Source organism: Rubrivivax soli (assembly GCF_049810355.1).
Taxonomy (GTDB): Bacteria; Pseudomonadota; Gammaproteobacteria; order Burkholderiales; family Burkholderiaceae_C; genus Rubrivivax.
This window is the reverse complement of the sequence record NZ_CP187368.1, coordinates 5435780-5461606: the sequence shown is the minus strand read 5'-3', so window position 1 is coordinate 5461606 and position 25827 is coordinate 5435780. Positions and strand designations below refer to the sequence as shown.

Sequence of the window (25827 nt, the reverse complement as noted above, 5' to 3'; positions counted from 1 at the left end):
CCGCGTCACATCGCCTCGAGCAGCGCCCGCGCCTGGCGCAGGTCACGCGTGCGGGCCCCGGGCGGGAAACGGCCCAGCACCGGCTCCAGCAAGGCACGGCCCGGCTGCGGGCCTTCGATGCGCGCCAGGCTGGTGGCGACGCGCAACTCCCAGGCCCTGGCCTGTTGCGCGCGGGCCTGCGCAAGCGCCAGCCGCAACAGCGGCCGGCGCCGCCGCCGCTGGGCGGTCGCGAGCGCCAGGCCGCGCGACAGCTCCGCCGCCACCCAGCCACCGGTGCCGGCTGCCACGCGGGCGGCATCGTCGCGCGTGACCAGGCGCGCGTCGAAGCTCCGCAGGTGGTCCGCCAGCAGGGGCAGGGGCACCACGGGCGCGGGCAAGGGCTCGTGGTCGCGGCCGAGGTCGGGTTCGCCGCGCGCCAGCCACAGGTCGAGCAGATCGCGGAACGTGCCCGCCCACGCGCGGTAGTAGGCCAGCCCATGGGCCGTCGCCAGGGCCGTCATGCGCACGACGAGTGCGCGCGCCACGTCGGTGTCGCCGGACCACAGCGCCACCGGGATCGAGGCCATGCCCATCGCCTGGCATTCGGCGAACGGGTTCTCGGGGCCGGCCAGCTGCACGGCCTCGGCCGCGATCTCCGCGGCCTGCGCCGGATCACCGCCGATCCAGGCCTCGCGCGCAAGCACGATGCGTGCGCTGACCGCGCCGTCCATCGCCGTCGGCGCAAAGGCGAAGGGCAGCTTGTGCGCGCCGCGCTCGCGCACGAACGCCGCGGTGCGCCGCGCAGCCAGGTGCTCGCCGTTGAAGTGCTGCGCCAGCGCCGCCAGCCGGCTGCCGAGCAGCGCGACGGGCGCCTCGTCGTGGCTGCCCCAGTCCCGCAGCTGGCGCGACCAGCCCACGGCATCGGCGTAGGCGCTGGCCTGCAGCGCCTCGACCCAGAGACCGATCAGGGGCTTCACCACGAGATCCGGCCGCCCCAGCCGGCTGACCTGCCCCAGGGCCCGCAGCAGCGGCACCAGGTCGCCGCCGGTCTTCACCGCGTCGTCCCAGTGCACGATGCGCGGGAAGGCACAGACCAGCCGCGCCTCGAGCAGCGCATCCTCGGGGCAGGCCGTGCGCAGGACACGCAGCGCCTCGCGGGCGCGCCCCTCGAACTCGAACGCGATGCCGGCATGGTCGGCAATGGCGTAGGCGTGGATCGTGAGCTCGATGCCCTGGCGCGCGGCGGCAGACGCGCCGCAGGCGAGCGCGTTGTCGATCGCGGCACGGATGTCGGCCAGCCAGTCGCGGCAGGCCAGCGCCCAGTCGCGCCGGTCCAGCGTCTCCCATTGCCGCTCCAGCGCTGCCGCCGTGGCCAGCATCAGGGCCAGGTGGCGGCGCAGGGCCTGCTGCCGCAGCGGGCCGCGCAGGCGGGCCTGCGCATACTCGCGGGTCAGGTCCAGCAGGCGGTAGCGCAGGCCGCGGTCGGTGCGGGTGGTGGCGACGAGCGACTTGGCCACCAGGTCCAGCAGCGTGGTCTCGGACTGCTCCGGGTCGTCGTCGCCGATGAGCGCCGCGCCGGCCTCGAGCGTGAAGCTGCCCCTGAACACCGACAGGCTGCCCAGCGCCAACCGCTCGTCCTCGCGCAGCAGCGCATGGCTCCAGTCGAGCATGGCCTCGAGCGTGCGGTGCCGCGGCTGGTGCCGTCCTTCGGGTGCGGACAGCGCCAGGCGGCCGTCCTGCCGCAGGCGCCGTGCCAGTTCCTGCATCGAGAACCGGCCCGCGGCCGAGGCGGCCAGCTCGATGGCCAGGGGGATGCCTTCGAGCTGCCGGCAGATGTCCAGGGCCAGCGGCAGCTCGCCGGCCGCGAGCGCGCGCCCGGACCGCGCCGCAACGGCACGGTCGATGAACAGGCGCACGGCCGGGTAGGCCATGGCCTCGCCGACAGCCGGCGACCACACGCGTGGCGGCAGCGCCATCGTGCCCACGGCCTGCACCTGTTCGCCGGCGGCGGCCAGCGGCTCGCGGCTGGTCGCCAGCACCTGCAGCTGCGGCAGCCGTGCGAGCAGCACCTCGGCGGCCGTGGCGGCGGCGGCCAGCATCGGCTCGCAGCAGTCCAGCACGACCAGCGTCGGGGGGCGCCCGTCCAGGCGCGCCGCGAGCTCGGGCAGCGACGCCACGCTGGGCGGCTGGCCCAGGGTTTCGGCCAGGGCGCGGAGCAGGCCGCGAGCGCCTTCCTGCGCGGCCAGGTCCACCCAGCCGACCCCTCCGGGAAAGCGCGGCCGGCTGAAGGCGGCATAGGCCATGGCCAACGTCGTCTTGCCCAGGCCCCCGGCGCCGACGAGGGTCACGAGCCGATGTCCGGCCAGCCGTGCGTCCAGCCTCTCCAGCGCTGTCTCCAGCCCGAAGACCGCCGCCGGCGGCTCGGGCAGGTTCCGAAGGTGCGGGTGCGGATGCAACGTCAAGCCCTGCTCAGGCCACCGACCGGCGCTCCTGGCCCGGCGGCGAGAACGCCAGCAGCGCCATGCTCGCAAGCAGGCACGCCACGACGAGCCCGTACATCGCCAGCGGGCCTTCGGCGCGCAGCAAGGGCAGCAGCGCCAGCGGCGCCACCGCGGCGCCGACACGGTTGAAGGCCCAGGCCGTGGCCACCGAGCGGGCGCGGCGGCCGGTGGGGAAGAGTTCGGCGGCGTAGATGTTGAGCGCGGCGGTGTAGATGACGCTGAAGAGCGCGAACGCGAAGCTCGAGGCGATCAGCCAGGCTGCCGAACCCGTCGCCACGAACAGGCCGCCCGACAGCAGCAGCACCAGCGCGCACAGCGCCAGCGCCCGGCGGCGCTCGATGCGGTCGATCCAGAACGACGCCAGGAAGGTGCCCACTGTCGGGCCCAGCGTGGAGAGCCCCACGTACAGCAGCGTGTCCTTCAGGTCGAAGCCCTTGGCCGTGAGCACCGCGCCCGTCATCAGCGGGAAGGCGACGGTGGCCCAGGCACTGAGCAGGAAGAGGCCGCCCACCTGGAACCAGTTCGGCGGGCGGGGCAGGTCCTGCGCGGCAGCCGCGGACGCCGCGGCGACGCTGCCGCCGGCCGTCTCCTGCCACACCGGGCGCGACGCCTCGAAGCGCGCGCAGGCGCGCTCCGCGTCGTCGGCGCGGCCGCGTGCGGCCAGCCAGCGCGGCGACTCCGGCAACAGCACGAACAGCGCTGCGGCCAGCGCCGAACCCGCGGTGCCGACGATGAAGGCGATGCGCCAGGGTTCCAGCGGCAGGTCCAGCGGCGTGAGCGCGCGCACCAGGAACAGCGAGGCCGGCAAGCCCAGCGAGGCGATGCCCGTCACCACCAGGATCAGCAGCCCGCGGCGGCGCGGGGGCAGCAGGTCGGTGAGGTACGAGAACATCAGCGGCGGGAACGCACCCAGCGCCAGGCCCGACACCGCGCGCGCCGCCGTGAGCGAGACGATGCCGTCGCCGAGCGCGGCCCACAACGACGCGGCGGACAGCAGCAGCAATGCCCCGGCCAGCGTGACGCGGCGACCGATGCGGTCGGCCAGCGCGCCCAGCACCGGCGCGCCGACGATCGCGCCCACGTACACCGAGGACAGCAGCATCGACAGCTGACCCGGCGCCAGCGCCTTCTCGGGCGTGGAGAACACCGCCACCAGCACGTTGCCGAGCCCGATCTCGATCAGGTCGAACATGAATCCGAAGGTGCACAGGGCCACCGCCAGCACGTGCAGCGCCGTGACCGGGAGCCGGTCCATGCGAAATCCGATGTCCTGTGTCGCCGCCATTCACGCCGCCCTGGGTGCCCGCATCGGGGCGACGATAGGGGATGGCACCGGCACGCGGTGCGCGGCCGGGTGGCGCTGAACAGGTTTTCACTTCGTTTTACGGGCCGCGTGGCAGGCCCCTCCCCTACACTGCCCGCCAAGGTGCCTGGAGGCGCCTGCGCGTCGCTTGCAGGGGCCCGGTCCGGTCCGGTGCGCAGGCGCCGGCGCGAACTCGCACTGAAGGTCGTTGTATGTCCGAACCGGGTGCCCCCGCCACGCGCTACGAGTTCGGCCCCTTCGTGTTCGAGCCGCAGCGGCGGCGCCTGCTGCGCGACGGGGCACCGGTGGCGCTGGGCGCGCGCGCGATGGATCTGCTGCAGACCCTGCTCGACCACCCGGGCCGGATCCTGGACCGCGAGACGCTGGTCCGTCGGGTCTGGCCGCGCACCGTCGTCGAGGACTCGAGCCTGCGGGTGCAGGTGGCCGCGCTGCGACGCGCGCTCGACGATGCCCAGGGCGCACCACGCTTCATCTCCACGGTGCCTGGCCGCGGCTACGGCTTCATCGGCACCGTCCGGCGGGCAGTCGCGGAGACGGGCGCCGCGCACCGGGAGACGCCGCACAACCTGCCCCCGCGCCTGGAGGCGGTGATCGGGCGCGGGCACGAGGTCGACGAGGTCGCGGGCCTGCTGGTCACGCGGCGGCTGGTGTCGCTGGTCGGCGCCGGCGGCATCGGCAAGACGACGGTCGCGCTGGCCGTCGCGCGATCGCTGCTGCCGGCCTTCGCGGAGGGCGTGCGCTTCGTGGACCTGTCTCCGGTGGAGAAGCCCGAGACGCTGATGACCAGCGTGGCCGTGGCGCTCGGCGTGCTGGCGCCGGGCGATGCGCCCTGGCCCATGGTGCTGGCACGGCTGCAGCAGCGCCAGCTGCTGCTGCTGGACAACTGCGAGCACCTCGGCGCGGCCGTTCGCGACTTCGCCGCGATGGTGCTCGAGGCCGCACCCCGCGTGCACCTGCTCGTGACCAGCCGCATGCCGCTGGCCGTGCACGGCGAACATCCGGTCCACCTCGCCCCGCTGGCCACCGGCGACGAGGAGGTCGACGTCGCGCGGCCGCCGGCCGCGATCGCGCTCTTTGCCGAGCGTGCCCGCGCCATGGACTCCGGCTTCGAGCTCACGGCCGGCAGCGCAAGGAAGGTGCAGCAGATCTGCCGCCAGCTCGACGGCCTGCCGCTGGCCGTGGAGCTGGCCGCGGCGCGGGTCGGCGCGCTGGGCCTGAACGGCCTGGCCGAGCAACTGGACGGCGTGCTGCAGCTGGCCACCTGGGGGCGGCGAGCCGGCCCGACGCGCCACCGGACGCTGCAGTCGCTGATGGACTGGAGCTACATGCTGCTCGCGCCCGACGAGCAGGCGCTGCTGCGCCGGCTGTCCGTCTTCCGGGGCACGTTCCAGGCCGAGGACGCCGTCGCCACGGCGACCGGCCCGGGTCTCGATGCCGCAGCCGCGAAGCGCTGCCTGCAGCGGCTGATCGAGCGCTCTCTGGTGGCCAGCGCCGAGCCTGGCAGCTCCGGGCTGCGCCTGCTCTACGTGACCCGTGCCTACGCGCAGGACCAGCTCGAAGCCGCGGGCGAGTTCCCGACCTGGGCGCGGCGCCAAGCCGAGCTGCTGACGCTCAAGCTGCAGCAGGCCGGCGACGAGTTGTGCGCGCTGATGGAGCAGGAACTTCCGGTCTGGCACCGCCGCCATGCGGGCCTGCTCGACGACCTGCGGGCCGCCTGCGACCGGTCCTTCGGGCCTGGCGGCCACCGGCCCAGCGGCATCGCGCTGCTGGCGGCGGCGCGGCGCACGGTCATGCACTTCGGCCTGTACGCCGAGTTCATGCCCCGCATGCGGCGTGCGCTGCAGGCGCTGGACGAGATGGACCAGGCCGACCCGGCGCTGGAGCTGCCGCTGTGCGTCTCGGTCATGTTCATCGGCATCATCGCCGGTCTCACGCCCGACGAGCGGTCGCGGCTCGAACAGCGCATCACCGCGCTGCGGCCCCGTGCCGCCACGCAGGAGCAGCAGGTCGACGCGCTCTACGCCGTGGCCTCCAACGCCTGGAGCCACGGCGACCACGACAAGCTCACGCAAGTGGCGGCCGAACTGCGCGAGGTGCTGGGCGACGATCGCCAGCACCCCGCCTGGGCACTGCTGGGGGAGCGCCTGCGCGCCATCGCCGGCTTCTACGCCGGCCGCCTGCGCCAGGCCTGCCAGCTGTTCCTGCGCGTGCAGGCCTACCCGCGCGGACGCCTTCATCCGCAGTACATCGGCCACACGCCGCGCGATGTGCTGGTCGGGCACTTCCTGACCCGGGCCTACTGGATCATGGGACGCAACGACGACGCCACCCGCCTGCTCGAGCAGATGTTCGCGCTGGTCGACGAGATGATGCCGCTGACGCTGAGCAACCTGCTCGGCCAGGCGGCCATCCCCATCGCGCTGTGGCAGGGCGACGATCGACTGGCGGGCGAGCGGCTGGACCGCCTGGCCGACCACGCGCACCGCCACCGGCAGGCCTATTGGCAGCCGATGATCGAAGGCTATCGCGCCATCCTGGCCAGGCGCGCGGGACGGGGCGCTGAGGAACCTCTCGCCCCGGTGTTGCCGCCGCACGCGCTGGCCGCCGACCTGTTCGCCACCTTCGGTCCCGAGTTCCTCACCGAGGCCACGCTGCAGCGCGCGCGCGAAGGGCGCATCGGCTGGTGCTCCGCCGAGGTGCTGCGCGCCGATGCGGTCCGTCGCCTGCGCCAGGGCGAGCAGGCCCCGCAAGCCCGGCGGGACCTGCAGGCCGCCTGGCAGCTGGCCCGGCGACAGGGTGCGCTGGCCTGGGAACTGCGCGCTGCGTGCAGCCTGTTGCGTCACGCGCCGCCCGACGCGCCCCCCGAGCCCTTGCGCGAGCGGCTCGCCATCTGCCTGCAGCGCGCCGTGCAGGGCCCGGACACCGCCGACGTGGCGGAGGCGCGTTCGCTGCTCGGCCACGGTGCCGCCCCCCTGGCCCCGGTGCGGCAGGCGGTGCACACTGCCGCCATCAGCCCCGAGCCGTCCTGATGGAGCACCCGCAGATCCGTTTCGGTCCGTTCACGTTCGACGCCGCAGGCCGTCGCCTGCTGCGTGACGGCACCGAGCTGCGCGTCGGCAGCCGCGCGCTGGACTTGCTGGACGCCCTGCTCGAGCGCCCGGGCGAGGTCGTGGACCATGCGACCCTGGTCGCACGGGCCTGGCCGCACAGCGTGGTCGAGGAGACCAGCCTGCGGGTGCAGATGTCGGCTCTGCGGCGCGTGCTCGGCGACGGCGACACCGGCGTGCAGCACATCGCCACCGTGTCGGGGCGTGGCTACTGCTTCGTCGCCTCGTTGGCCGCACCGGCCGCCGCTCCGGCACCGCCCGCCAGCGCGCCCGCGCCGGCCATGGCGCCGGCGCTGGTGCGGACGATCGGGCGCGAAGCCCTCGTCGCAGAGCTCGTGCAGCGGCTGCCCGCGACGCCGTTGATCAGCCTGGTCGGACCGGGCGGCGTCGGCAAGACGACGGTGGCACGCGCGACCGCCGAACGCTGTCGCAGCCGCTTTCCCGGCGGCATCGCTGTCGCCGACCTCGCCGACTGCCGTGACGGCGCGGCCGTCGCCCAGCTGCTCGGGCAGGCGGTGCAGCCGCTCGGACGCGCGCCGGGCCTGCTGCTGGTCGAGACCTGCGAGCACGTGATCGAAGCGGCGGCCGAGCAGGCGCACGCGCTGCTCGCGCGGATGCCGGGGCTGCACGTGATGGCAACGAGCCGCGAGCCGCTGGGCGTGCCCGGCGAGCACCTGCAGCGGGTGCCCGGGCTCGGGCTGCCCGCCGACGGCACGGCGGGGGTGCTCGCATCGGCCGCGGTGCAGCTGTTCATCGAGCGCGCCAGCGCGCTGGACGACACGCTGGACTTCGGGCCGGCCACCCATGCGCTTCTGGCGCAGCTGTGCCAGCGCCTCGACGGCCTGCCGCTGGCCATCGAACTCGCGGCGGCGCGCGCCGATGCCATGTCGCTGGGCGACCTCGTGCACAGGGCCGCCGACCCGCTGCCGATGCTCACCCGCGGGCGCCGCACGGCCAGTGCCCGCCACCGCAGCCTGCAGGCCTCGCTGGACTGGAGCCATGCCTTGCTCGGGCCGCTGGAGCGCACGGTCCTGCGGCGCCTGTCGGTGTTCCCGGGACCGTTCACGCTCGACGCGGCCGCCGCCCTGCTGTGTCGCGGCGGGGCCGCCGCCCTGAAGCGCGAGCAGGTGGTGGACGCCCTGGTGCAGCTGGTGGCGCGTTCGTGGTTGCAGGCGATGTCTCCTGCGGGCGATGCCCAGTACCGGATGCTGGCCACCACCCGGGCCTACGCCCGCGCCTGCCTCGCGCAGGCGCGGGAGACGGACCTGTTCGATCCGCCGCCGGCCGCGGGCACGCACGAGGCCCGGAGCGAGACCGCGGCGTGACTCCGGTGGCGCCCGCCATCGTCGGCCGCGACGACACGATCGCGGCCGTGGCCGGGCGCATCGCGGAGCACCGGATCGTGACGCTGGTGGGCGTGGGCGGCATCGGCAAGACGACGGTGGCGCGGGCGGCGGCGGCGCGCATGGCGGCTTCGTTCCCGCACGGCATCGCATTCGTCGACCTCGCGCGGCTGTCGTCGCCGGCCCACCTGCCCAGCGCGCTCGTGGCGGCGCTGGGCATCGCTGCCGACCCGGGCTCGGACCCGGCCTCGGTGCAGCAGGCGCTGGCCACCGGCCTGCGGGAGCGGCACCCGCTCGTGCTGCTCGACAACTGCGAGCCGATGATCGATGCAGCGGCCTCGGTGGCCCACGCCGTGCTCGCGTCCAGCGAGGCCCGGATCCTGGCCACCAGCCGGGAGCCGCTCGGCGTTGCGGGCGAGGCGCTGCACCGCCTCGGCGGGCTGCCCTACCCGCCGCCGGCACGCCGCGCCGGGGCCGCCGACCAGAAGGCCTACGCCGCGGTGGCCCTGTTCGTGCAGCGCGCCGGGCTGGAGGCCCCCACTGACGACGACCTGGCGGCCATCGGCGAGATCTGCCGGCAGCTCGACGGCATCCCGCTGGCGATCGAACTGGCGGCAGCGCACGTGGCGGCGCTCGGCGTCCGCGGCCTGCTGGCGCAGCTGGGCGCCCGGATGCTGTCGCTGGAGGCATCCGAAGGCAGGCCCGCGGCCACGCGGCACCACACGCTGCAGGCCACGCTGGCCTGGAGCCATGCGCTGCTCACCGCCGACGAACAACGGGCACTGCAGCGCCTGGCCGTGTTCCGCGGCCCCTTCCGGCTGGCCGACGCCCTCCGTGTCGTCGTGGGCGGCACGCTGGCCGAGCCACGGGCCCTGCAGGCATTGCAGGGCCTCGCCGCGAAGTCGCTGCTGGCGGTCGACCGCTGGCCGAACGACACCATGTACCGGCTGCTGGAGACCACGCGGGCATTCGCCCAGCAACACCTGGCGGCGGCAGGCGACCGCGCTGCCGTGCTGCTGCGCCATGCCCGCGCCTGCATCGGCAGCCTGCACGATGCCGAGCCGGCCTGGAGCACGAGCGCAGAGCCGCGCGCCTGGATTGCCGAGCACGGCCACCTGATCGACGACGTGCGCGTCGCCTTCGACTGGGCCACGGCCGACGCCGCCGAGCCCGCGCTGGCGGCCGAGCTGCTGTTGGCCGCGCTGCCGCTGGCGGGCCGCCTGGCGCTGACGCGCGAGATGGTCGGCAAGCTGCGCAGCGTGCTGGCTCTCGAGCCCGTGTCCGCCTGGGCGTCACCGCGCACCGAATTCCGGCTGTGGTCCGCGCTCGGCGAGCTTCTGTGCATGTGCGATGCGCACGAGGAAGGATCGCACGCCTACGCACGGGCCCACCGGCTGGCCGAGCAGCTCGACAGCGCCGAGGACCGCAGCTCGGCATGGGTGGGCCTGTGGACTGCGGCCCACTTCAGCGGCCGCTATCGGGACATGGAGCTCGCGGCCCGGGCACTGGCCGAGCAGGCCCCCGATGCCGGCACGGAGCTGTTCGCGCTGCGCGGCACCGCGTTCGCGCTCCACTACCTGGGCGACCATGCCGGCGCCAGCCAGGCCGCCCGCAGGGCCCTGGCGCACCCGCTGGTCAATGCGCCGGCCAGTCATGTGCTGCACACCATGATCGATCGCGAGGTCGCCATGCGCATGATCCTGGCGCGAACGCAGTGGCTGTGCGGCTTCCCCGACCAGGCGCGCGAGATCGCGGCCGAGGCGGTGGAGCGTGCGCTGAAGGACCGCGCCACGGCCCTGGGCGTGGCGCTCTCGATCGCGGCCTGCCCGATCGCGCTGTGGTGCGGCGACGATGTGGCGGCTGCCCGGATGGTGCAGCGCCTGCTGCGGCCCGAAGCCGTGCAGGCACGCCTGTACGGCGTGCAGTGGGGCCTGCGGTTCGAGCGGGTGCTGGAGCGCCGGCGCGCACGGGGGCCGGAGGCCGCGGCGGCGAAGCCGGATCGCGCAGGACAACCGCACGTCGACCCGGTGGAGGCCGACATGCTGGCGACCCTCGACGCCGGGCTGCTGACCCCGCTGGCACTCGAACGCGTCCTCCTGGGTCGGGTCGGGTGGTGTGCGCCGGAGATCCTGCGCACCGCGGCCGAGCAGGAACTGCGGTCGGCGCCACACGCGCGGGCCGGTGCGCGTGCCGGCATCGAACGCGCACTCGCCCTCGCCCGGTTCCAGGGCGCGCTGTCCTGGGAGCTGCGCGCCGCCACCAGTCTGGCGACCCTGGACGCCGGATCCGACCGGCAGGCTCGCGCCGGCGCCGCGCTGGAGCAGGTCTACGCCCGGTTCACCGAAGGGCACGGCACCGCGGACCTGGTGGCAGCCCGCCGGCTGCTCGATCAGCTGCTGTAGACCGCGCGCGCCGCCGGCGACAGGATGCCGCGCTGGCGGGCGATGATGCTCGCCTCGGTGCGCGTCGCGGCGTCCAGCTTGTCGAGCACGTTCTTCAGGTGCGCCTTCACGGTGCCCACGGAGATGGCCAGGCGCCTTGCTGCCAGCTTGTTCGAGGCGCCCTCGGCCACCATGCGCAGAACCTCCAGCTCGCGCATGGTGAGCTGCTTGCGGGTCAGGCTGTCGGCCAGGCGCGCCGCGACCCGATCGCCGAGATGGTTCAGGCCCTGGTGCAGCGCCAGCACGGCCCTGACGAGCTCGTCGGCATGGCAGGCGGGGTCGAGGTAGCCGCGCACACCCTGCTCCAGCGCGCAGCGGATCTCGAACTCGCTCACGTGCGGCGTCAGCACCAGCACGCGCGGGCGGCATGCCACGTGCCGTTGCCGCGAGGCCTGCAGGACGCGCAGCCCCGTCGCATAGTCGGCCACCACCACCTGTGCACAGGGCACCGAGGCTTCGTCGCGGCCGACGATCTCGAAGCCGCCGTGGCCGGCGAGCACCGACACGATGGCGGTCGCGGTCAGTGGTTCGTCATGGATCACGCTCACGCGCACGGGGCTGGCTGCAGACATGCTCGACTCCGGTTCGTTGGCCATGCCGCCATCTTGGCGCGGCCGCGGCCCAACCCGGCGTGAATCAGCGTGAAGACTCGTGGCGTGGCGCGGCCGGACGCACGCGCGGCGGGCGCGACGCCGCGCCTTGCGCACGCCGGGCCGGAGCCAGCAGCGCACGGGCCATCAGGCGATCGGCCGTGTCGGCACCGTCCTCGGGCATGCGGGCCAGCACCTGGGCCAGGCTGTCCAGGCCCGCGGCCGCGGCGCCTTGCGCGAGGTCCAGGCGCGCAGCACTCAGCGCTGCGCGCAGCTCCCACGCCAGACTGCCCTGACGGTGCGCCAGCTCGGCCGCCCGCGAGAAGCATGCCCGTGCGCGGGCCACGCGTTCCGGGTCCGGGCCCGCGAGCGCCGCTTCGCCTGCGGCGCGCAGCAGCTCGGGCGCGCACCAGAGCGGTGGACCGCTGCGGGCGCGTTCGGCCTGCGCGGGGCTGACCAGCGCCGGCTGGAAGGTCGTCGCCAGGTCGGCCAGGTCCGGCGTGCCCGCCGCAGGCTGCGGCAGCCTTGCGGCCAGCAACGCGTCGAACCAGGCTGCGCGGCGTTGCCAGTGCGGCAGCCCGTGTCGCGCAGCACATGCACGCAGGCGCTCGATCGCATCCTGCGCACGCACCGGATCGCCGCTCCACAGCGCGATCGGGCAGGCGGCCTCGGCCAGCGTGCGGCAGAGGTCGACGGCGCCGGCAGCCGCTGCCCGTGCCACCGCGTCCTGCAGCACCTCGAGGGCCGGACCCGCCTGGCCCTGCAGCCACAGGATCCGGGCCCGCAACGCGGCCGTCGCGGCCGGGACGTCCAGCACATCGGGCTGCCACGGGTCTGCCGGCAGGTCCAGCGCCTGCTGCGCACTGGCCAGCGCCTCGTCGAACCGGCCCTCCAGGAACAGGGCTTCCGCAGCGGCCCCGCTCGCCAGGCGGCCGGCGGCGGGGCTGGGGTCGTCCGGACTGGCGCGCTGCAGGCGCTGGATGGCCTCGGCCACGTCGGCACCCGCAGACGGGAGGTCAGGCCCGCCGACCCCCGCACGCTGCAGGACGGCCGCGAGTACCTCCAGCCGCGCGCGCCAACGCGGCGCCCCGGCATCGGCCCGCCCGGGTTCGCCACCCATGCACTGCAGCACACGCCCGACGCAGACGGCGAAACGCGACGGTTCGTGCAGCTGCAGCGCCGCGGCGCTTGCCAGCAGCACGGCCTGCGCGCCTGCGACCGGGTCACCGCCTGGCGAGCAGGCCCAGGCGAGCATCGCCTCGAGTTCGGCCAGGCGTTCGGTGGCACCGTCGCGGCCGCAACCCGCCTGGCGCCAGGCCGCCAGGCGCAGCCGGACCCAGCGGGCCTGGGCGTCCTCGGCGTCGCCCTCCGCCACCAGCGCCGCGCCGGCGTGTTCACGCAGCCCGGCGGCGAAGCGGTAGCGCAGCACCTCCCCGCCCGCCACGGTGACGAGCAGGCACTTCGCCACGCCGTCCGCCACATGATCCAGCACCTCGCCGGCCCGGGCGCCGGCCGGCACGGCGGCCACGGCGGTGGCTTCCTCCGCGTCGAACGCGCCCGGGAACACCGACAGCCGTGCCAGGCTCCGCCGGGCGGCAGCCGGGAGCGTGGCCCAGCTCGATGCCGCCGAGTCCCGCCAGGACCGCTGCCGCTCCGGGCCCGTGCGGTCGCGGCTGGTCAGGCAGCCCCAGCCGCCCTCCAGCCGCTGCAGCAGGCCCTTCAGGCCGAAGAACGTCACCTGGGCCGCCGCCAGCTCGATCGCCAGCGGCAGGCCTTCGAGCCGGCGGCACAAGGCCACCGCAGCCGGCAGGTGCTCCGCGTCGAGCTCGAAGTCGCCGGTCTGCGCCCGCAGGCGGTCCGCCAGCAGCGCCAGGGCCGGCCAGTCGCCGGCCTCGGCGCGCGCGGGCAACGGCTCGGCCGGCGGCACCGCCAGCGGACCGAGCCTGAAGACACGTTCGCCCTCGACCCGCAGAGGTTCGCGGCTGGTGGCCAGGACGCGCAGGTGCGGCGTGGCCTGCAGCAGCCCCACCACCCGCCGCGCCGCTTCTTCCACCTGCAGCTCGCAGCTCTCGAGCACCAGCAGGGCGTGCCGCTCCTCCAGGGCGGGCCAGGCGCACGGGTCGGGTGTCGCCGTCGCGAAGTCGATGTGGATCGGGACCACGTGGCCGTGCTGGCGCGCGAAGGCCGTCGCAGCGGCGACCGCCACCGTGCTCTTGCCCACGCCGCCGGCGCCGACCACCGTGACCAGGCGCTCGGCGCCCAGCCAGCCCGCGAGCTTGGCGACGGCCTCGTCCCGCCCCACCACCGACGCCAGCCGCACCGGCAGGGCGCAGGCCGCCGCGGCGCGGCGCGGCGGGCCGGTGCCGCCGGCCTCGCGCCACACCGGCGCGACGAACGAGTACCCGCGGCCCGGCACGTTGGCCACGTATCGATGGCCCTCGCGCTCACCGAGGCACTTGCGCAGCGTTCCCACCTGCACACGAAGGCTGGTGCCGTCGATGGCACCGTGGGGCCACACGCGGGCTTCGAGTTCCGCCTTGCTGACGACCGCCGGTGCACGCTCGACCAGGGCCACCAGCAGGTCCAGCGCGCGACCACCCAGGCGGACCTGCCGGCCGCCGTCGAGCAGCAGCCGTGCCTGCCGGTACAGGCGCATCGTGCCGAAGCAGAGCGCGTCCTCGTTCAAGTCGGCTCGCATCGGCCCGGCTCCGCAAGCCGCTCAGCGCGCATCGGTCCGCAGCTCCGCGCCGAGCAACCCACGCTGCTCGGCGACCGCGGTCGCCTCCGTCCTGCTGGCCGCCTCCAGCTTCGCGAGGATGGCCTTCGTGTGGGCCTTCACCGTGCCCAGGGCGATGTCCAGGCGGATGGAAATGCGCTTGTTGGACAGGCCGTCGGCCATCAGCCGCAGGACTTCCGCCTCGCGGGCGGTGAGCGGTGTCCGCATCAGGCTCTGCGCCGCCACGTTGGCGGCGCGGTCGCAGATGTGACGACCGCCCCGCCCGACGGTGCGCACGGCGATCACCAGCTCGTCCAGGCTGCAACCGGCGAGCAGGTAGCCACCGACACCGGACTGCAAGGCCCGGTGGATGTCGACCTCGCAGTCGCGCCGGGAGACGATCAACACCGCGCAGCCTGCCCGATCTCGGTGTCCGGACAGCACGCCCATGCCGGCCTCGTAGTCGCTCACCAGCACGTCTGCCCCGGCGCTGGCCACGGCATCGGCATCGGCAGGCCCGGCCCACAGGGTGATGCCGCGGGCACCCAGCAAGGCCTGGCGGACACCTTCGGCCAGCAACGGATCGGCATGGGAGACAGCGACCTGGATCGGGCGCTGGAAATCGTTCATGGCATCACCCTGACGGACATCGTGGAGCCAGGCCCGATCTTCCAACGCCGCCTGGGCCACCGGCGCAAAGCGCCGTGAAAATTTGTTGTCCGTCGCTGCGCGCCCCCTCAACCGCCGAGCGTCTGGCGCAGGAACCGCAGGCTGCGGCCACGCGCCAGCGCTGCTTCCGCGGCGGCTTCGGCACCGCCGTAGAGATGCAGTTCGATCAGCGGGTTGCGCTCCAGGGCCGCGAGGTCCGCGTTGTGCGACGCGGACCCTTCGTCGCCGGGCTGCAGGTGCAGGTGCAGCAGCACCGGCCCGCGAAGGCACAGGCCTTCGGCCGCCAGGCGGGCCAGCTGGTCGGCGCCGTACACGACGGTGGCGTCGCAGGTGCAGCGCGTTGCCAGGCCGAAGGCCAGCATGCCATCGCGGCCGAACGCCAGCAGGCTCACGCGGCCGTTGGCCTCGGGCAGGGCCCGCGCGGTGTCCAGCAGCCGGGAGGCGGCATGCAGCGAGCGCGTGACGTCGGCCGCCGCGGCGCCCTCACGTGCCGGGCCGATGGCCAGGAAGCCCTGCGCGGCCAGGTCGTCGCAGATCGGCCTGAGCAAGTGCCCGGCTCCGCGCGAGAGCACCACGACGGCGGGCGCACAGCGCCCACCCGGCCGGGCCGTGTAGGCGCCCTGGAATGGTGCAGGGCCTGCGGGGCGGGAACGTCGTTCAGACACGTTGCGATGCCAGCATGGCTGGGTGACCGGCCGATACTGGGCCCGGCGCCCGCCCGACCACATGCCGCATGGGGCCTGGACGCGACTGCCCCTTTTGGCCAATTGCGCGGAGCGCAGTCCGCCGCCTCCACGCGACCGGGCTGCCGGATTGGCTGAAGGTGCAGTTGCGGGCGGCGACGACCCGTGCTGCACTGCGGTCATGTGCGACACCCGACCCACCGACTCCGCGCCCTCGCGCCGCCAGGTGCTGTCCCTGCTGCTCGCGGCGGCACCCGCAGCGCTGCGCGCCGAGCGCCCGCTGCGCCTGACCGTGCCCTACCCGGCCGGCGGCATCGTGGACGCGACGGCACGCGCGCTCGCCGCGCCGCTGGCGCGCGCCCTCGGCGAGGAACTCGTCGTCGAGAACATCCCGGGCGCCGCCGGCGCCCTCGGCCTGCAGCAGCTGCTGGCGTCGGGTGCCGAGGGTCAGGTGCTGGCCCTGGGGACCGACAGCGACACCATCCTCGCGCCGCTGGTCAACCCGGACGTCAGGCTGTCGCCGCAGCAGTTTCGCTCGCTGGGACGCATCACCTCGGCGCCGCTGGCGCTGCTGGCCGGACCTGCCCTCGCGGGATCGCTGGCCACGCGTCTCGCCGAGGGCCGCGCCGGCAGGGCACTGCAACTGGCCAGCTACGGCGTGGGCTCCAACGCCCATCTGTGCGCCGAGGACTTCGCCCAGCGCTGCGGCGTGGCGCTGGTGCACGTGCCCTACAAGGGCGTCGCACCGCTTCTGCAGGACCTGATCGGCGGCCACGTCGAGTCGGCCTTCCTGCCGCTCTTCGCCGGTGTGGCCGACAGCGTGCAGGCCGGCAAGCTGCGCGCGCTGGGCGTGGCGTCCGCCGAGCGTGTGCCCCGGTTTGCATCGGTGCCCCCGCTGGCCGAGGCGGCGAGCCTCAGCGACTTCGTCCACGTGAGCTGGTCGGCCCTGATGGCTTCGGCGGCGATCCCGGAGCCACGCGCAGTGCGGCTCAACCAGGCGCTGCGACAGGTGTTGTCGGATGCCGGGGTGCTGGCAGCGCTCGCCGCCGCCGGCGGCACCGTCGAGTCGCCTCGCGGCCCGGCCGAGGCCCGGGCCCAGCACGAGCAGCAGACCGCCGCGACACGGCGCTTGCTGGCGCAGCTGGCGGCCAGAGGCGTCAGCCTGGTCCGTTAGCGGGGCGGCGACTCCAGTGGTCGGACGGTCGTCAGCGCGGCACCGCCAGGCGCCGCGCGCCGTCTTGCGTCCCAGCTCCAGGCTCCGGCACCGACGCCGACGAGCAGCAGCAGGCCCCCCACGACGCCCAGGTTCTTCATGAAGAGCAGCTGCTGCACGAACTGCTGCTCGGCCGGTGCCTGCCAGTAGGCATGGAACAGCACGCTGGCGACGAGCGTGAACAGCGCGAGCGCAAGTGCCGCCCAGCGCGTGAACAGGCCGAGCGCCAGGGCCAGTCCGGCCACGATCTCGAAGACGCCCACCAGCACGGCCAGCGCCGCCGATGCCGGCAGTCCGCCGCTGGCCATGTAGCCAGCGGTTGCGGCCGGATTGGCGATCTTGGCCGGACCGGCGGCGATGAACAGCACGCCCAGCAGCGCACGGCCGACGAGCAGCAGGGGGGAAGCGATCGGGTTCCACATGGGGGTCTCCTTGGAGCGGGTGGACGGGCCGCGTCAGCGCAGGCCGAGGGCCTGCATCAGGCGATGCAGCCGGCTCGGGCGCAACGCAATCACCTGGGGCAGGCGGTCGCGGCTGGTCGCGCCCGCGGCACGCAGACGCAAGGCGGTCGGACGACGCGGCGACAGGTCCGGCAGGGGTCGGGTCGGCCGCATGGTCGAGTCAGGCATGGTGGGCTCCTCATGGGCTGCCGGTCCACGAGCCGTGGACGCGATCGAACCCATGCACAGACTGTCGGACACCGGCGACCATGCTGCGTCTGGCCATCAGGCGAGACGCGGGTCTGCCAAACGGCGTAGTCCGGTCTGCGCAGCCTGGGCGGCTCCACGCCCACCCCCGAGCGTCCGAGCGTCCTGCGAGCGGGCGTCCCGGCTCGGCGGACCGCACCCTCCAGCCGCCCGGCGCCGGGGAGGCTCCCGTCAGTCCGTCGCCTGCTCCACCGCGACGCCACGTGCCTGGGGCACTGCCCGGCGCCGCAGATTCAGGGCCAGGCTCACGAATCTCCGGTCGGTGCGCACAGGGTGCAGCCCGCGCCCTTCGCTGCCGCGCGCCGACCAGCCGGCCGATCAGGCCGAGACGTGCAGCGGGGGCACCCGCGCCGCCCACGGCTGCTCGGCTTCGAACTGCGTCGCCAGCTGCAGCAGCAGATGCTCCTGCGCCGGCGGCGCCGTCAGCTGCACGCCGATGGGCAGCCCGCTGCCCGTCATCGCCAGCGGCAACGAGATCGCCGGCGTGCCCATGATGTTGTGCGGCAGCGTGTACTGCACGACCGGTGCCAGGATCGCGGTGGCCATGTCGTCGTAGGCCACGTCGGTGCGGCCCAGGTTGTAGCGGCCCCAGGGCTCGGCCACGCGCGCGGTGGTGGGCGTGATCCACACGTCGCAGCGCGTGAAGATCTGGCCGAGCTGGCGGCGCGCGGTGTTGAGCCGCGCCATCGCGGCCACGAAGTCGGCCGCGGTGAGCGTGCGCGCGCGCTGCAGCACCTGCCAGGTGACGGGTTCGAGCGTCTGCTCGCTCACGGGGTGGCCGCTGCGTGCGGCGTAGCCGGCCAGCCGGGCGTCGAAGCCGAAGAACCACAGCACCTGCATCGCGCGCAGCGCGACGTCGCCATCGAAGTCGGGGTCGATCTGCTCGACCGCATGGCCGTTGGCAGCCAGTCCCTGCGCGACGCGGCGCACGGCCGCGGCCACTTCCGGGTCGGCGGGCACGCCCATCAGCGGCGCGGTGCAGAAGCCCACGCGCAGCCGCGGCGGCGCGTGGCGCGCCAGTTCGGCCCACGACTGCGTGGGGCGCGGGATCAGGAACGGGTCGCCGGGCTGCGGCACGGCCAGGCAGTCGAGCATCGCCGCGGCGTCGCGCACGGTCTTCGTCTGCACGAAGTTCTGCGCCAGGCCATAGCCGTTCTCGTCCAGCATGGGCGCGAAGCTGATGCGCCCGCGCGAGGGCTTGAGCCCCACGCCCCCGCAGAAGCTGGCCGGGATGCGGATGGAGCCTGCGATGTCGGTGCCCTGCGCCATGGGCACGAGGCCGGCCACCACCGCGGCCATCGCGCCGCCGGAGGAGCCACCGGCACTGTGGCCGTGCTTCCACGGCGTGCTGGTGTTGCCGTACAGCGCGGTCTCGGTCGTGCCGGCCATCGAGTACTCGGGCGCGGCCGATCGGCCGATGACGTTCAGGCCCGCCGCCTTGACCAGCTGCGTGTACACCGTGTCCTGCTGCGCCACCATGCCCGCGCAGAGCCGGCTGCCGAACTCGATGCGACGCCCCGCTTCGTGGCCGAACACGTCCTTCATCAGGAACGGCACGCCCCGGAACGGGCCGCTGCCGAGCGTGGCTTCGTCCAGGTCCTGGATGCGGTCCGGGTAGGTCTCGACGACCGCGTTGAGCATCGGGTTCAGCTTGGCGATCGCAGCGGCCGCCGTGGCGGCAAGCTCCCGCGGCGTGACCTCGCCGCGGTGGACCAGCGCGGCCAGGCCCAGCGCGTCATGGCGCGCGTAGTCGTCGAGTCGCATGGCGTCTCCTTCTCGTCGCAGCGGCAAGACGTGCCATGCACCATCGCGGACGCCGATGGCCAGGCCCGTCGGCATCCGCACGGCGCACGCTTGGCAGGACGCGTGCTGGTTCCTGGCGCCGGCGGAAGCACCGTGCCTCTCGGCCCAGTCTAGCCCGGAAGGGCCTGCACGCGGAACACCGCCCGCGGCGGAGCCCGCCGCGGCCGTTGCGGCGGGCTCCGACGACGGCCCCCGATGCTGCAGCGGCGGTGGGCACGCAGCCGGGGGCAGACCCCGACGATGCCCGGCGGGCGGCATCGCCGGCGGACTCAGGCGGCTGGCGTCTCGGCGAAGACCTCCATCGCGCGCGCCACGCCGCTGCCGGCCAGCGGCACGCCCGACAGCTTCAGCCCCATCTCGACGCCGGCCAGCGTGGCCATCAGCGTCAGGTCGTTGCAGTCGCCCAGGTGGCCGATGCGGAACATGCGGCCCTTCAGCTTGCCCAGGCCCGTGCCCAGCGAGAGGTCGAAGCGCGCGTGGACGAGCTTGCGCACCGCATCGGCGTCGACGCCGCGGGGCGTGATCACGCCGGTCAGCACCGGCGAGTACACCGCCGGGTCGGCGCACTGCACCGGCAGCCCCCAGGCCTGCACGGCGGCGCGCACGGCGCCGGCCCAGCGCTGGTGGCGCGCGAACACGGCCGGCAGGCCTTGATCGAGGATCATGTCCAGCGCCTCGCTCAGGCCGTAGAGCAGGTTGGTGTTCGGCGTGTACGGCCAGTAGCCGCCGGCGCTCATCTCGACGATCTCGTCCCAGGCCCAGTAGGCCCGCGGCAGCCGCGCCGTCCTGCCGCGCGCCAGCGCCTTCGGCGACAGCGCGTTGAAGCTGATGCCCGGCGGCAGCATCAGGCCCTTCTGCGAGCCGCTGACGGTGACGTCGACGCCCCATGCGTCGTGGCGGAAGTCGGCACTGGCGAGGCCCGAGATGGTGTCGACCATCAGCAGCGCCGGGTGGCGCGCCGCATCGATGGCGCGGCGCACCGCGGCGATGTCGCTGGTGACACCTGTCGACGTCTCGTTGTGCACCACGCACACCGCCTGGATGCGGTGCGCCGTGTCCTTGCGCAGCCGGGCTTCGATCAGCGCGGCCGGCACGCCGTGCCGCCATGCGTTCGGCAGGCCGGTCTCGGCGCAGGTGCCGGGCAGCGCCAGGAACTCGGGCTCGAGACCCAGGCGCACGGCCATCTTCTGCCACAGCGCCGCGAAGTGGCCGGTCTCGACCATCAGCACCGCGTCGCCCGGGCTCATCGTGTTGACCAGCGCCGCTTCCCACGCGCCCGTGCCCGAGGCCGGATAGATGGCCACCGGGTGCCGGGTCTGGAACACCTGCTGCAGCCCGGCGACGACCTTGCGCCCGAGCACGCCGAACTCCGGTCCGCGGTGGTCGATCGTCGGCAGGCTGATGGCGCGCAGGATGCGGTCGGGCACGGGGCTCGGGCCGGGGATCTGCAGGAAGTGGCGGCCGCTGGGGTGCTGGTTGAGCGGGATCATCGGGTGTCCTTTCGAGGAACGTGTTCAGAGGCGGACTTCGGCGGTGCCGATGCCCGGGAAGTCGACGTGCACGTGGTCGCCCGCCGCCGCCATCGGCAACCCGCACCAGGTGCCGGTGGTGACGACCGTGCCTGCGGCCAGGCGCCGGCCGCCGCGCGTGGCGTGGCGCAGCCAGGCAGGCAGCACCGCCGCCGGGTCGCCCAGCGCATGCGTGCCGCGGTGTTCGCCGGCCGCGGCGCTGCCGATCTGCACGCGGCAGGCCTGTGACGGCCAGTCGCGCGGCTGGAACGGCACCCAGCCGCCGAGCACCAGCGCGCCATGCGACTGCAGGTCGGCCAGCCTGGCCAGCGGCGGCGCGTCCAGTGCTTCGGCCCAGCGCGCGTCGACGAGTTCGATGGCCACGCACATCGCATCGACCAGCAGGCTGGCGCCGGCCACGTCGAGACGGGCCGCGGTGTCGGCATCGACCTCGCAACGCAGGCGCAGGGCGATCTCGGCCTCGACGCCGCGCAGGTGGAAGGGCCAGGCGCGGGCGTCGGCCGGGCTGTTCCAGACGCCTGCGGGCGGCAGCGGGGCGTGGGTCTGCAGCGCCGCGGCCGACGGCGCGCCCGACTTCCAGTGGCGCGGCGCGTGCCCGCCGAACCAGCCGAGCGCACGGGCGACGCCGTCCTGCACCTGGTAGGCGGCATCGGCGTCGGCCAGCGTCACCGCGGGCACGGCTGCGCCGCTGCGCCGCGCGCGCACCAGGGCCTCGACGGCCTCGGTGGTCGGGTCCATGGGAATCCTCTCGATGCGGTTCAGAGATCGGGCCAGCGATGCGCCCAGGGCGCTGCGGCCTCGTAGGCCGCGCCCAGGTCGAGCAGCCCGTCGTCGCTGCCGTAGGCACCGATCAGCTGGATGCCGATCGGCAGGCCTTCGGCGGACGGCGCGGCGGGCAGCGCCAGCCCGGGCAGGCCGGCGGCGTTGACCCAGCCCGTGTAGACGGCGTGGCCGCGCGGGCCGACCTCCTGGCCGTCGATCATGGGTGGCCAGGCCTGCGCCTTCGGCCAGGGCAGCGCGGCGGCGGCGGGCATCACGATGACGTCGACACGCTCGAACAGCGCTGCACTCTCGGCCCGCAGCCGGCGCACGCGGTCCATGATCTGCCAGACACGCGGCCCCGACACCCGGCGGCCGAGCTCGGCGGCCTCGCGGTACTTGGGGCTGGCGGGGGCCTCCCACTCGGGGTGGGCGTCGAACATCGCGGCCAGGCCGACCTGGCCGATCTGCGGCCAGGCCTCGAGGATGAAACGCAGGTCCAGCGGCAGCGCGCCGCGCTCGACCTGGTGGCCGAGTTCGGCGAAGCGCTGCACGGCCTGGCGGCAGCTGGCGGCGATCTGCGGGTCCAGCGGGTTCGCGTCCAGGTGCTCGACGTAGAGCAGCCGCAGCGGCCCGGCCCGACGCGCCTGCGCCGCGGCCCACGCGGCGGCCATCGACGAGCGATCGGCCGCCGCCGGCCCGCGCAAGGCATCGAAGAGCAGCCGGGCGTCGGCGACGGTGCGCGCCACCGGGCCGATGACGTCGAAGTCCAGCAGCAGCCCGGGCAGCGTGTGCTGCCGCGGCCAGGCGCTCAGCGAGGGCTTCAGCCCGACCAGGCCCGTGTGCGACGCCGGCCGGCGGATCGAGCCGCCGCCGTCCTGCGCGATGGCCAGCGGCGCGATGCCCGCGGCCACCGCCGCCACCGCACCGCCGCTGGAGCCGCCGGGTGTCAGCGCCGTGTTCCAGGGGTTGCCGGTGGCACCGAACAGCGGGTTCGCGGTGTAGCCGTCGTTGGCGAACTCGGGCACGTTGGTCTTGCCCAGCAGCAGCGCACCGCCGGCGCGCGCGCGGCCGGCGGCCAGCTCGTCGTGGCCGGGGCGGAAGTCGCGCAGGGCTGCGGTGCCGCAGGTGGTCGGCAGATCGGCGCTGAGCAGGCTGTCCTTCACCGTGATCGGGATGCCGTCCAGCGCCGACAGCGGCGCGCCTTGCGCGAAGCGCTGCGTGGCCGCGGCGGCTTCGGCCAGCACGGCCTCGTCGCGCCGCGCCACCACGGCGTTGAGCCTGCCGTTCACGGCATCCGTGCGCGCCAGCACGGCCTGCGTCACCGCCAGCGGCGTCAGGCTGCCGTCACGGTAGCGGCGCTGCAGCGTGGTGGCCGGCAGCCGCCAGAGGTCGTCGTCGTGCACCGCGGGCCTCACATCTTCGCCGGCAGCCAGGTGGCGATGCCCGGCACCGCCAGCAGCAGCAGCGCGAACAGGATCATGATCGCCGCGTAGGGGAGCGCACCCCACATCACGTCGTCGATGCTGCCCTTGTCGGGCCGGATGCCGTGCACGACGAAGAGGTTCATGCCCACCGGCGGCGTGATCATGCCCAGCTCGCACATCAGCACGATGAAGATGCCGAACCAGACCGGGTCGACGCCCAGCGCCATCGCGATCGGGAAGGTGATCGGAATCGTCGCCACCTGCATCGACAGCACGTCCATGAACATGCCCAGGATCAGGTAGAAGACGATCAGCGCGAGGATGAAGCCGGTGGCCGTCAGGCCCAGCCCCGCGACCCACTTCGTCATCATGTCGGCGATGCCTGTCAGGCTGATCGTGAGATTCAGGATGAAGGCCGCGACGATGATCAGCAGGATCATGCCGCTGACGCGCGCGGTGCTGATGAAGCAGGTGCGCAGCACGTCCCAGCTCAGCCTGCCCGACTGCCACGCGAAGCCCAGGGCCGCGATCACGCCCAGGGCCGCGCTCTCGGTCGTGGTGGCGATGCCGAAGTACAGGCTGCCCATCACGATGCCGAACACCACCAGCGGCGGCACCAGGAACTGCAGCGTGCGCAGGCGTTCGCCCAGCGGCACCTTCTCCTCGCGCTTGACGGTGCCGCTCATCACGCTGTTGACCCAGATCCACAGCATGAAGCATCCCGTGAGCAGCAGGCCGGGCAGGATGCCGGCGATGAACAGCTTGCCGATCGAGGTGTTGGTGAGCGAGCCGTAGACGATCATGTTCACGCTGGGCGGGATCAGGATGCCCAGGGTGCCGCCGGCCGCCAGCGAACCCAGCGATGCGCGCATGCCGTAGCCGCGCTTGTGCAGCGAAGGCAGCGCCACCGTGCCGACGGTGGCCGCGGTGGCCACCGACGACCCCGAGGTCGCCGCGAACAGCGCGCAGCTGCCGATGTTGGTGTGCAGCAGCCCGCCGGGCATGCGCCCGAGCCAGGCCGACAGCGCGATGTACATGCGGTCGGCGATGCCCGAACGCAGCAGCAGCTCGCCCAGCAGCACGAACAGCGGGATCGAGGTCAGCAGGTTCTCGTTCTGCACGCCCCACACCACCGGTGCGATCGAGTCCATGAACGGCACGCCGTAGGCGGCGATGCCGCCGACGATGCCCACCAGCGCCATCGAGACGGCGATGGGCAGGCCGACCAGCATCATGCCGATCATCGCGACGAACGCGAGGCCGAAGATTCCGACACTCATGGCTTGTCTCCTTGCGCGCCGCCCTGGCGCTGAGCGAGGTCCTCGAGCTCTTCCTTCAGCTCCTCCTTCGTGCTCTTCGGGTGGAAGTCGTGGTTCAGCGTGTCGATGCGGTGCGTGGCCAGCAGCAGCGTCGCGCGCGCCGCGTAGCCGAAGGCCACCAGGGCAAAGACCACGAGGCCCGCGTACCACACGCCCTGCGGCCAGATCAGCGGTGTCGCCCAGGGCGTCTGCGCCGTGCTGCCGTACTGCAGCGTGTCGCCGATGACCTTGAACGCGACCCACGCGATGAAGGCGCCGAAGGCCGCCAGCGAGACGATCGAGAGCCAGTTCAGCGCCGCCTGCACGCCGCGCGGGAAGCGCTCGTGGAAGACGTCGACGCGGATGTGGTTGCGTCCCATCAGCGCCAGGCTGAAGGCGATGGTCGAGCCCACCGCCAGCGCGTAGCCGCCCAGTTCGTCGGCGCCCTGCACCGAGACGTTGAAGAGCTTGCGGCTGATCGTCTCGATGGCGACGACCACCGACAGCGTCAGGAAGATGCCGCCGAACACGGTGGCCAGCAGCGTCTCGATGCGGTCCTTCATGGTCGCCTTCCTGGCTTCGCCGGCCGCGGCTGGCGCATCTTGCGCCGCGGGCGCCGGGCGGGCGCCCATCGCAGGTGTGGCGGCGTTCACTTGATGCCCAGCACGGGAGCGACCGTGGCCGTCCATTGCGCCGAGCAGCCGGCGTTGGACTTGTCGCAGACCTCGGCCCAGGCCGGGTACGAGACCTTGGTCACCGCGCTGCGGATCAGTTCGCCGTCGGCGGGCGACACCGGCACGTTGACGAGCTTGAACTTCTTGCCGTTGGCGCAGGGGTCCTTGCCGGCGTTGCAGTTCAGCGCGTCCTGGAACAGCGCTTCGCTGTAGGTCCAGATCTCGTCGCTGAGGCCGTTGAAGGCCGCCTGCAGCTTCGCCTGCTGGTCGGGCTTGAGCTGGTTCCAGGCCTTCATCGTGATGGCGTAGCCGTTCAGCGCCATCTGGAAGCCCAGCGGCAGCTGGTGCGTCGTCACCTCGGGCCAACCGGCCGAGTTGGCGCTGCTGGGGCCGGTGATCGCGCAGTCGACGACGCCCAGCGACAGCGACTGGTGCGTGTCGGCGAACGAGATCGGCACCGGCGTGCCGCCGACCAGTTCGACGAACTTGGCCAGGTTCTGGTCGTAGGTGCGGACCTTCATGCCCTTGATGTCGGCGAGCTTGGCGATGGGCTTCTTGCAGAACAGGATCTGCGGCCCGAACGGCCACACCGCGAGCAGCTTGACGTTGAACTGCTTCTGCAGCCGCGCGTCGACGGTGTCGAAGTAGGCCTTCGACACCTTGCGCCCGGTGGCGTAGTCGGGGCTGGCCCCCACCAGGTCCAGGCCCAGCAGCGTCGGCTCGTCGCGCGAGTTCTGCGACACGCGCAGCGAGACCAGGTCGAACAGGCCGGCCTTCATCACGCGCAGCTGCTCGGTGTCCTTGATGCCCAGCGTGTCGATGGGCTTGTAGTCGACGTCGATGGCCAGCCCGGTGCGCGCGGCGAAGTTCTCGAAGAAGGGCTGTTCCTTGTTCTTCTGGATCAGGCCGGTGGCCAGAGGCTGGCCGATGGCCTTGAACTTGAGCCTGTCCTGCGCCTGCGCGGGCAGCACGGCGGCGAGGGCCGATGTGGTGGCGATGGCTGCCGTGAGGGCGGCGCGGGTGATGCTGATCATGGTCGTTCTCTCCTGGGGGTTGGCTGGAAG

Annotated in this window: 19 protein-coding genes; 4 read left to right on the top strand and 15 right to left on the bottom strand. The window is 73.8% G+C overall.

From position 1 onward, the window contains the following. Positions 1 to 5 precede the first annotated feature (5 nt). On the bottom strand, positions 6 to 2435 hold the full coding sequence (locus tag ACPOLB_RS25180; RefSeq protein WP_425258802.1) for an ATP-binding protein: 2430 nt from the start codon (positions 2433 to 2435) through the stop codon (positions 6 to 8). Positions 2436 to 2448: 13 nt separating this feature from the next. Continuing rightward, positions 2449 to 3735, bottom strand: coding sequence for an MFS transporter (locus tag ACPOLB_RS25175; RefSeq protein ID WP_425258801.1), 1287 nt, complete (start codon positions 3733 to 3735; stop codon positions 2449 to 2451). Between the two features lie 260 nt (positions 3736 to 3995). Between ACPOLB_RS25175 and ACPOLB_RS25170 the strand changes: the two genes are divergently transcribed. From ACPOLB_RS25170 to ACPOLB_RS25160, 3 genes are read left to right on the top strand one after another with little or no spacing between them, the layout of a single operon-like run. After that, the gene (locus ACPOLB_RS25170) at positions 3996 to 6833 is read left to right on the top strand and encodes an ATP-binding protein (protein ID WP_425258800.1); all 2838 of its coding nucleotides are present in this window, start codon (positions 3996 to 3998) and stop codon (positions 6831 to 6833) included. Then, complete coding sequence (locus ACPOLB_RS25165; protein ID WP_425258799.1) at positions 6833 to 8236, top strand: ATP-binding protein; 1404 nt, start codon at positions 6833 to 6835, stop codon at positions 8234 to 8236. Before ACPOLB_RS25170 ends, ACPOLB_RS25165 begins: the two co-directional genes overlap by 1 nt. Next, positions 8233 to 10656: an ATP-binding protein gene (locus ACPOLB_RS25160; RefSeq protein WP_425258798.1), complete on the top strand. Its 2424-nt coding sequence runs from the start codon at positions 8233 to 8235 to the stop codon at positions 10654 to 10656. The genes ACPOLB_RS25165 and ACPOLB_RS25160 overlap by 4 nt, the downstream gene beginning before the upstream one ends. Here ACPOLB_RS25160 and ACPOLB_RS25155 read toward each other — a convergent pair. The 4 genes from ACPOLB_RS25155 to ACPOLB_RS25140 form a co-directional block, all read right to left on the bottom strand. After that, the gene (locus ACPOLB_RS25155; RefSeq protein ID WP_425258797.1) at positions 10644 to 11267 is read right to left on the bottom strand and encodes a DNA-binding response regulator; all 624 of its coding nucleotides are present in this window, start codon (positions 11265 to 11267) and stop codon (positions 10644 to 10646) included. The two genes, ACPOLB_RS25160 and ACPOLB_RS25155, sit on opposite strands and share 13 nt — an antisense overlap. A 64-nt stretch (positions 11268 to 11331) precedes the next feature. Continuing rightward, entirely contained in the window at positions 11332 to 13983 is a 2652-nt protein-coding gene (locus tag ACPOLB_RS25150) for a winged helix-turn-helix domain-containing protein (RefSeq protein WP_425258796.1), read from the bottom strand. A 21-nt stretch (positions 13984 to 14004) separates the two neighbouring features. Further along, entirely contained in the window at positions 14005 to 14631 is a 627-nt protein-coding gene (locus ACPOLB_RS25145) for a LuxR C-terminal-related transcriptional regulator (RefSeq protein WP_425258795.1), read from the bottom strand. A gap of 107 nt (positions 14632 to 14738) precedes the next feature. Beyond that, entirely contained in the window at positions 14739 to 15218 is a 480-nt protein-coding gene (locus tag ACPOLB_RS25140; RefSeq protein ID WP_425258794.1) for a hypothetical protein, read from the bottom strand. Positions 15219 to 15534: 316 nt separating this feature from the next. On the opposite strand from ACPOLB_RS25140, the gene ACPOLB_RS25135 reads away from it, so the two are divergent. Next, entirely contained in the window at positions 15535 to 16527 is a 993-nt protein-coding gene (locus ACPOLB_RS25135) for a tripartite tricarboxylate transporter substrate binding protein (RefSeq protein WP_425258793.1), read from the top strand. On the opposite strand, the gene ACPOLB_RS25130 is transcribed toward ACPOLB_RS25135, so the two are convergent. From ACPOLB_RS25130 to ACPOLB_RS25090, 9 genes are all read right to left on the bottom strand, one after another. Further along, positions 16524 to 16988, bottom strand: a complete 465-nt coding sequence (locus ACPOLB_RS25130) for a DoxX family protein (protein WP_425258792.1) — start codon at positions 16986 to 16988, stop codon at positions 16524 to 16526. The two genes, ACPOLB_RS25135 and ACPOLB_RS25130, sit on opposite strands and share 4 nt — an antisense overlap. 33 nt (positions 16989 to 17021) lie before the next feature. After that, positions 17022 to 17195, bottom strand: coding sequence for a hypothetical protein (locus tag ACPOLB_RS25125; protein ID WP_425258791.1), 174 nt, complete (start codon positions 17193 to 17195; stop codon positions 17022 to 17024). A gap of 396 nt (positions 17196 to 17591) precedes the next feature. Next, complete coding sequence (locus ACPOLB_RS25120; RefSeq protein ID WP_425258790.1) at positions 17592 to 19037, bottom strand: amidase; 1446 nt, start codon at positions 19035 to 19037, stop codon at positions 17592 to 17594. A gap of 308 nt (positions 19038 to 19345) precedes the next feature. Continuing rightward, complete coding sequence (locus ACPOLB_RS25115; RefSeq protein WP_425258789.1) at positions 19346 to 20566, bottom strand: pyridoxal-phosphate-dependent aminotransferase family protein; 1221 nt, start codon at positions 20564 to 20566, stop codon at positions 19346 to 19348. Between the two features lie 24 nt (positions 20567 to 20590). Next, positions 20591 to 21343, bottom strand: coding sequence for a fumarylacetoacetate hydrolase family protein (locus tag ACPOLB_RS25110; RefSeq protein WP_425258788.1), 753 nt, complete (start codon positions 21341 to 21343; stop codon positions 20591 to 20593). A 20-nt stretch (positions 21344 to 21363) separates the two neighbouring features. Beyond that, complete coding sequence (locus ACPOLB_RS25105) at positions 21364 to 22770, bottom strand: amidase (protein ID WP_425258787.1); 1407 nt, start codon at positions 22768 to 22770, stop codon at positions 21364 to 21366. A gap of 8 nt (positions 22771 to 22778) precedes the next feature. Beyond that, complete coding sequence (locus ACPOLB_RS25100) at positions 22779 to 24071, bottom strand: TRAP transporter large permease (protein WP_425258786.1); 1293 nt, start codon at positions 24069 to 24071, stop codon at positions 22779 to 22781. Then, positions 24068 to 24652, bottom strand: coding sequence for a TRAP transporter small permease subunit (locus ACPOLB_RS25095; RefSeq protein WP_425258785.1), 585 nt, complete (start codon positions 24650 to 24652; stop codon positions 24068 to 24070). Before ACPOLB_RS25095 ends, ACPOLB_RS25100 begins: the two co-directional genes overlap by 4 nt. An 86-nt stretch (positions 24653 to 24738) precedes the next feature. Then, on the bottom strand, positions 24739 to 25797 hold the full coding sequence (locus ACPOLB_RS25090; protein ID WP_425258784.1) for a TRAP transporter substrate-binding protein: 1059 nt from the start codon (positions 25795 to 25797) through the stop codon (positions 24739 to 24741). Positions 25798 to 25827: the final 30 nt, after the last annotated feature.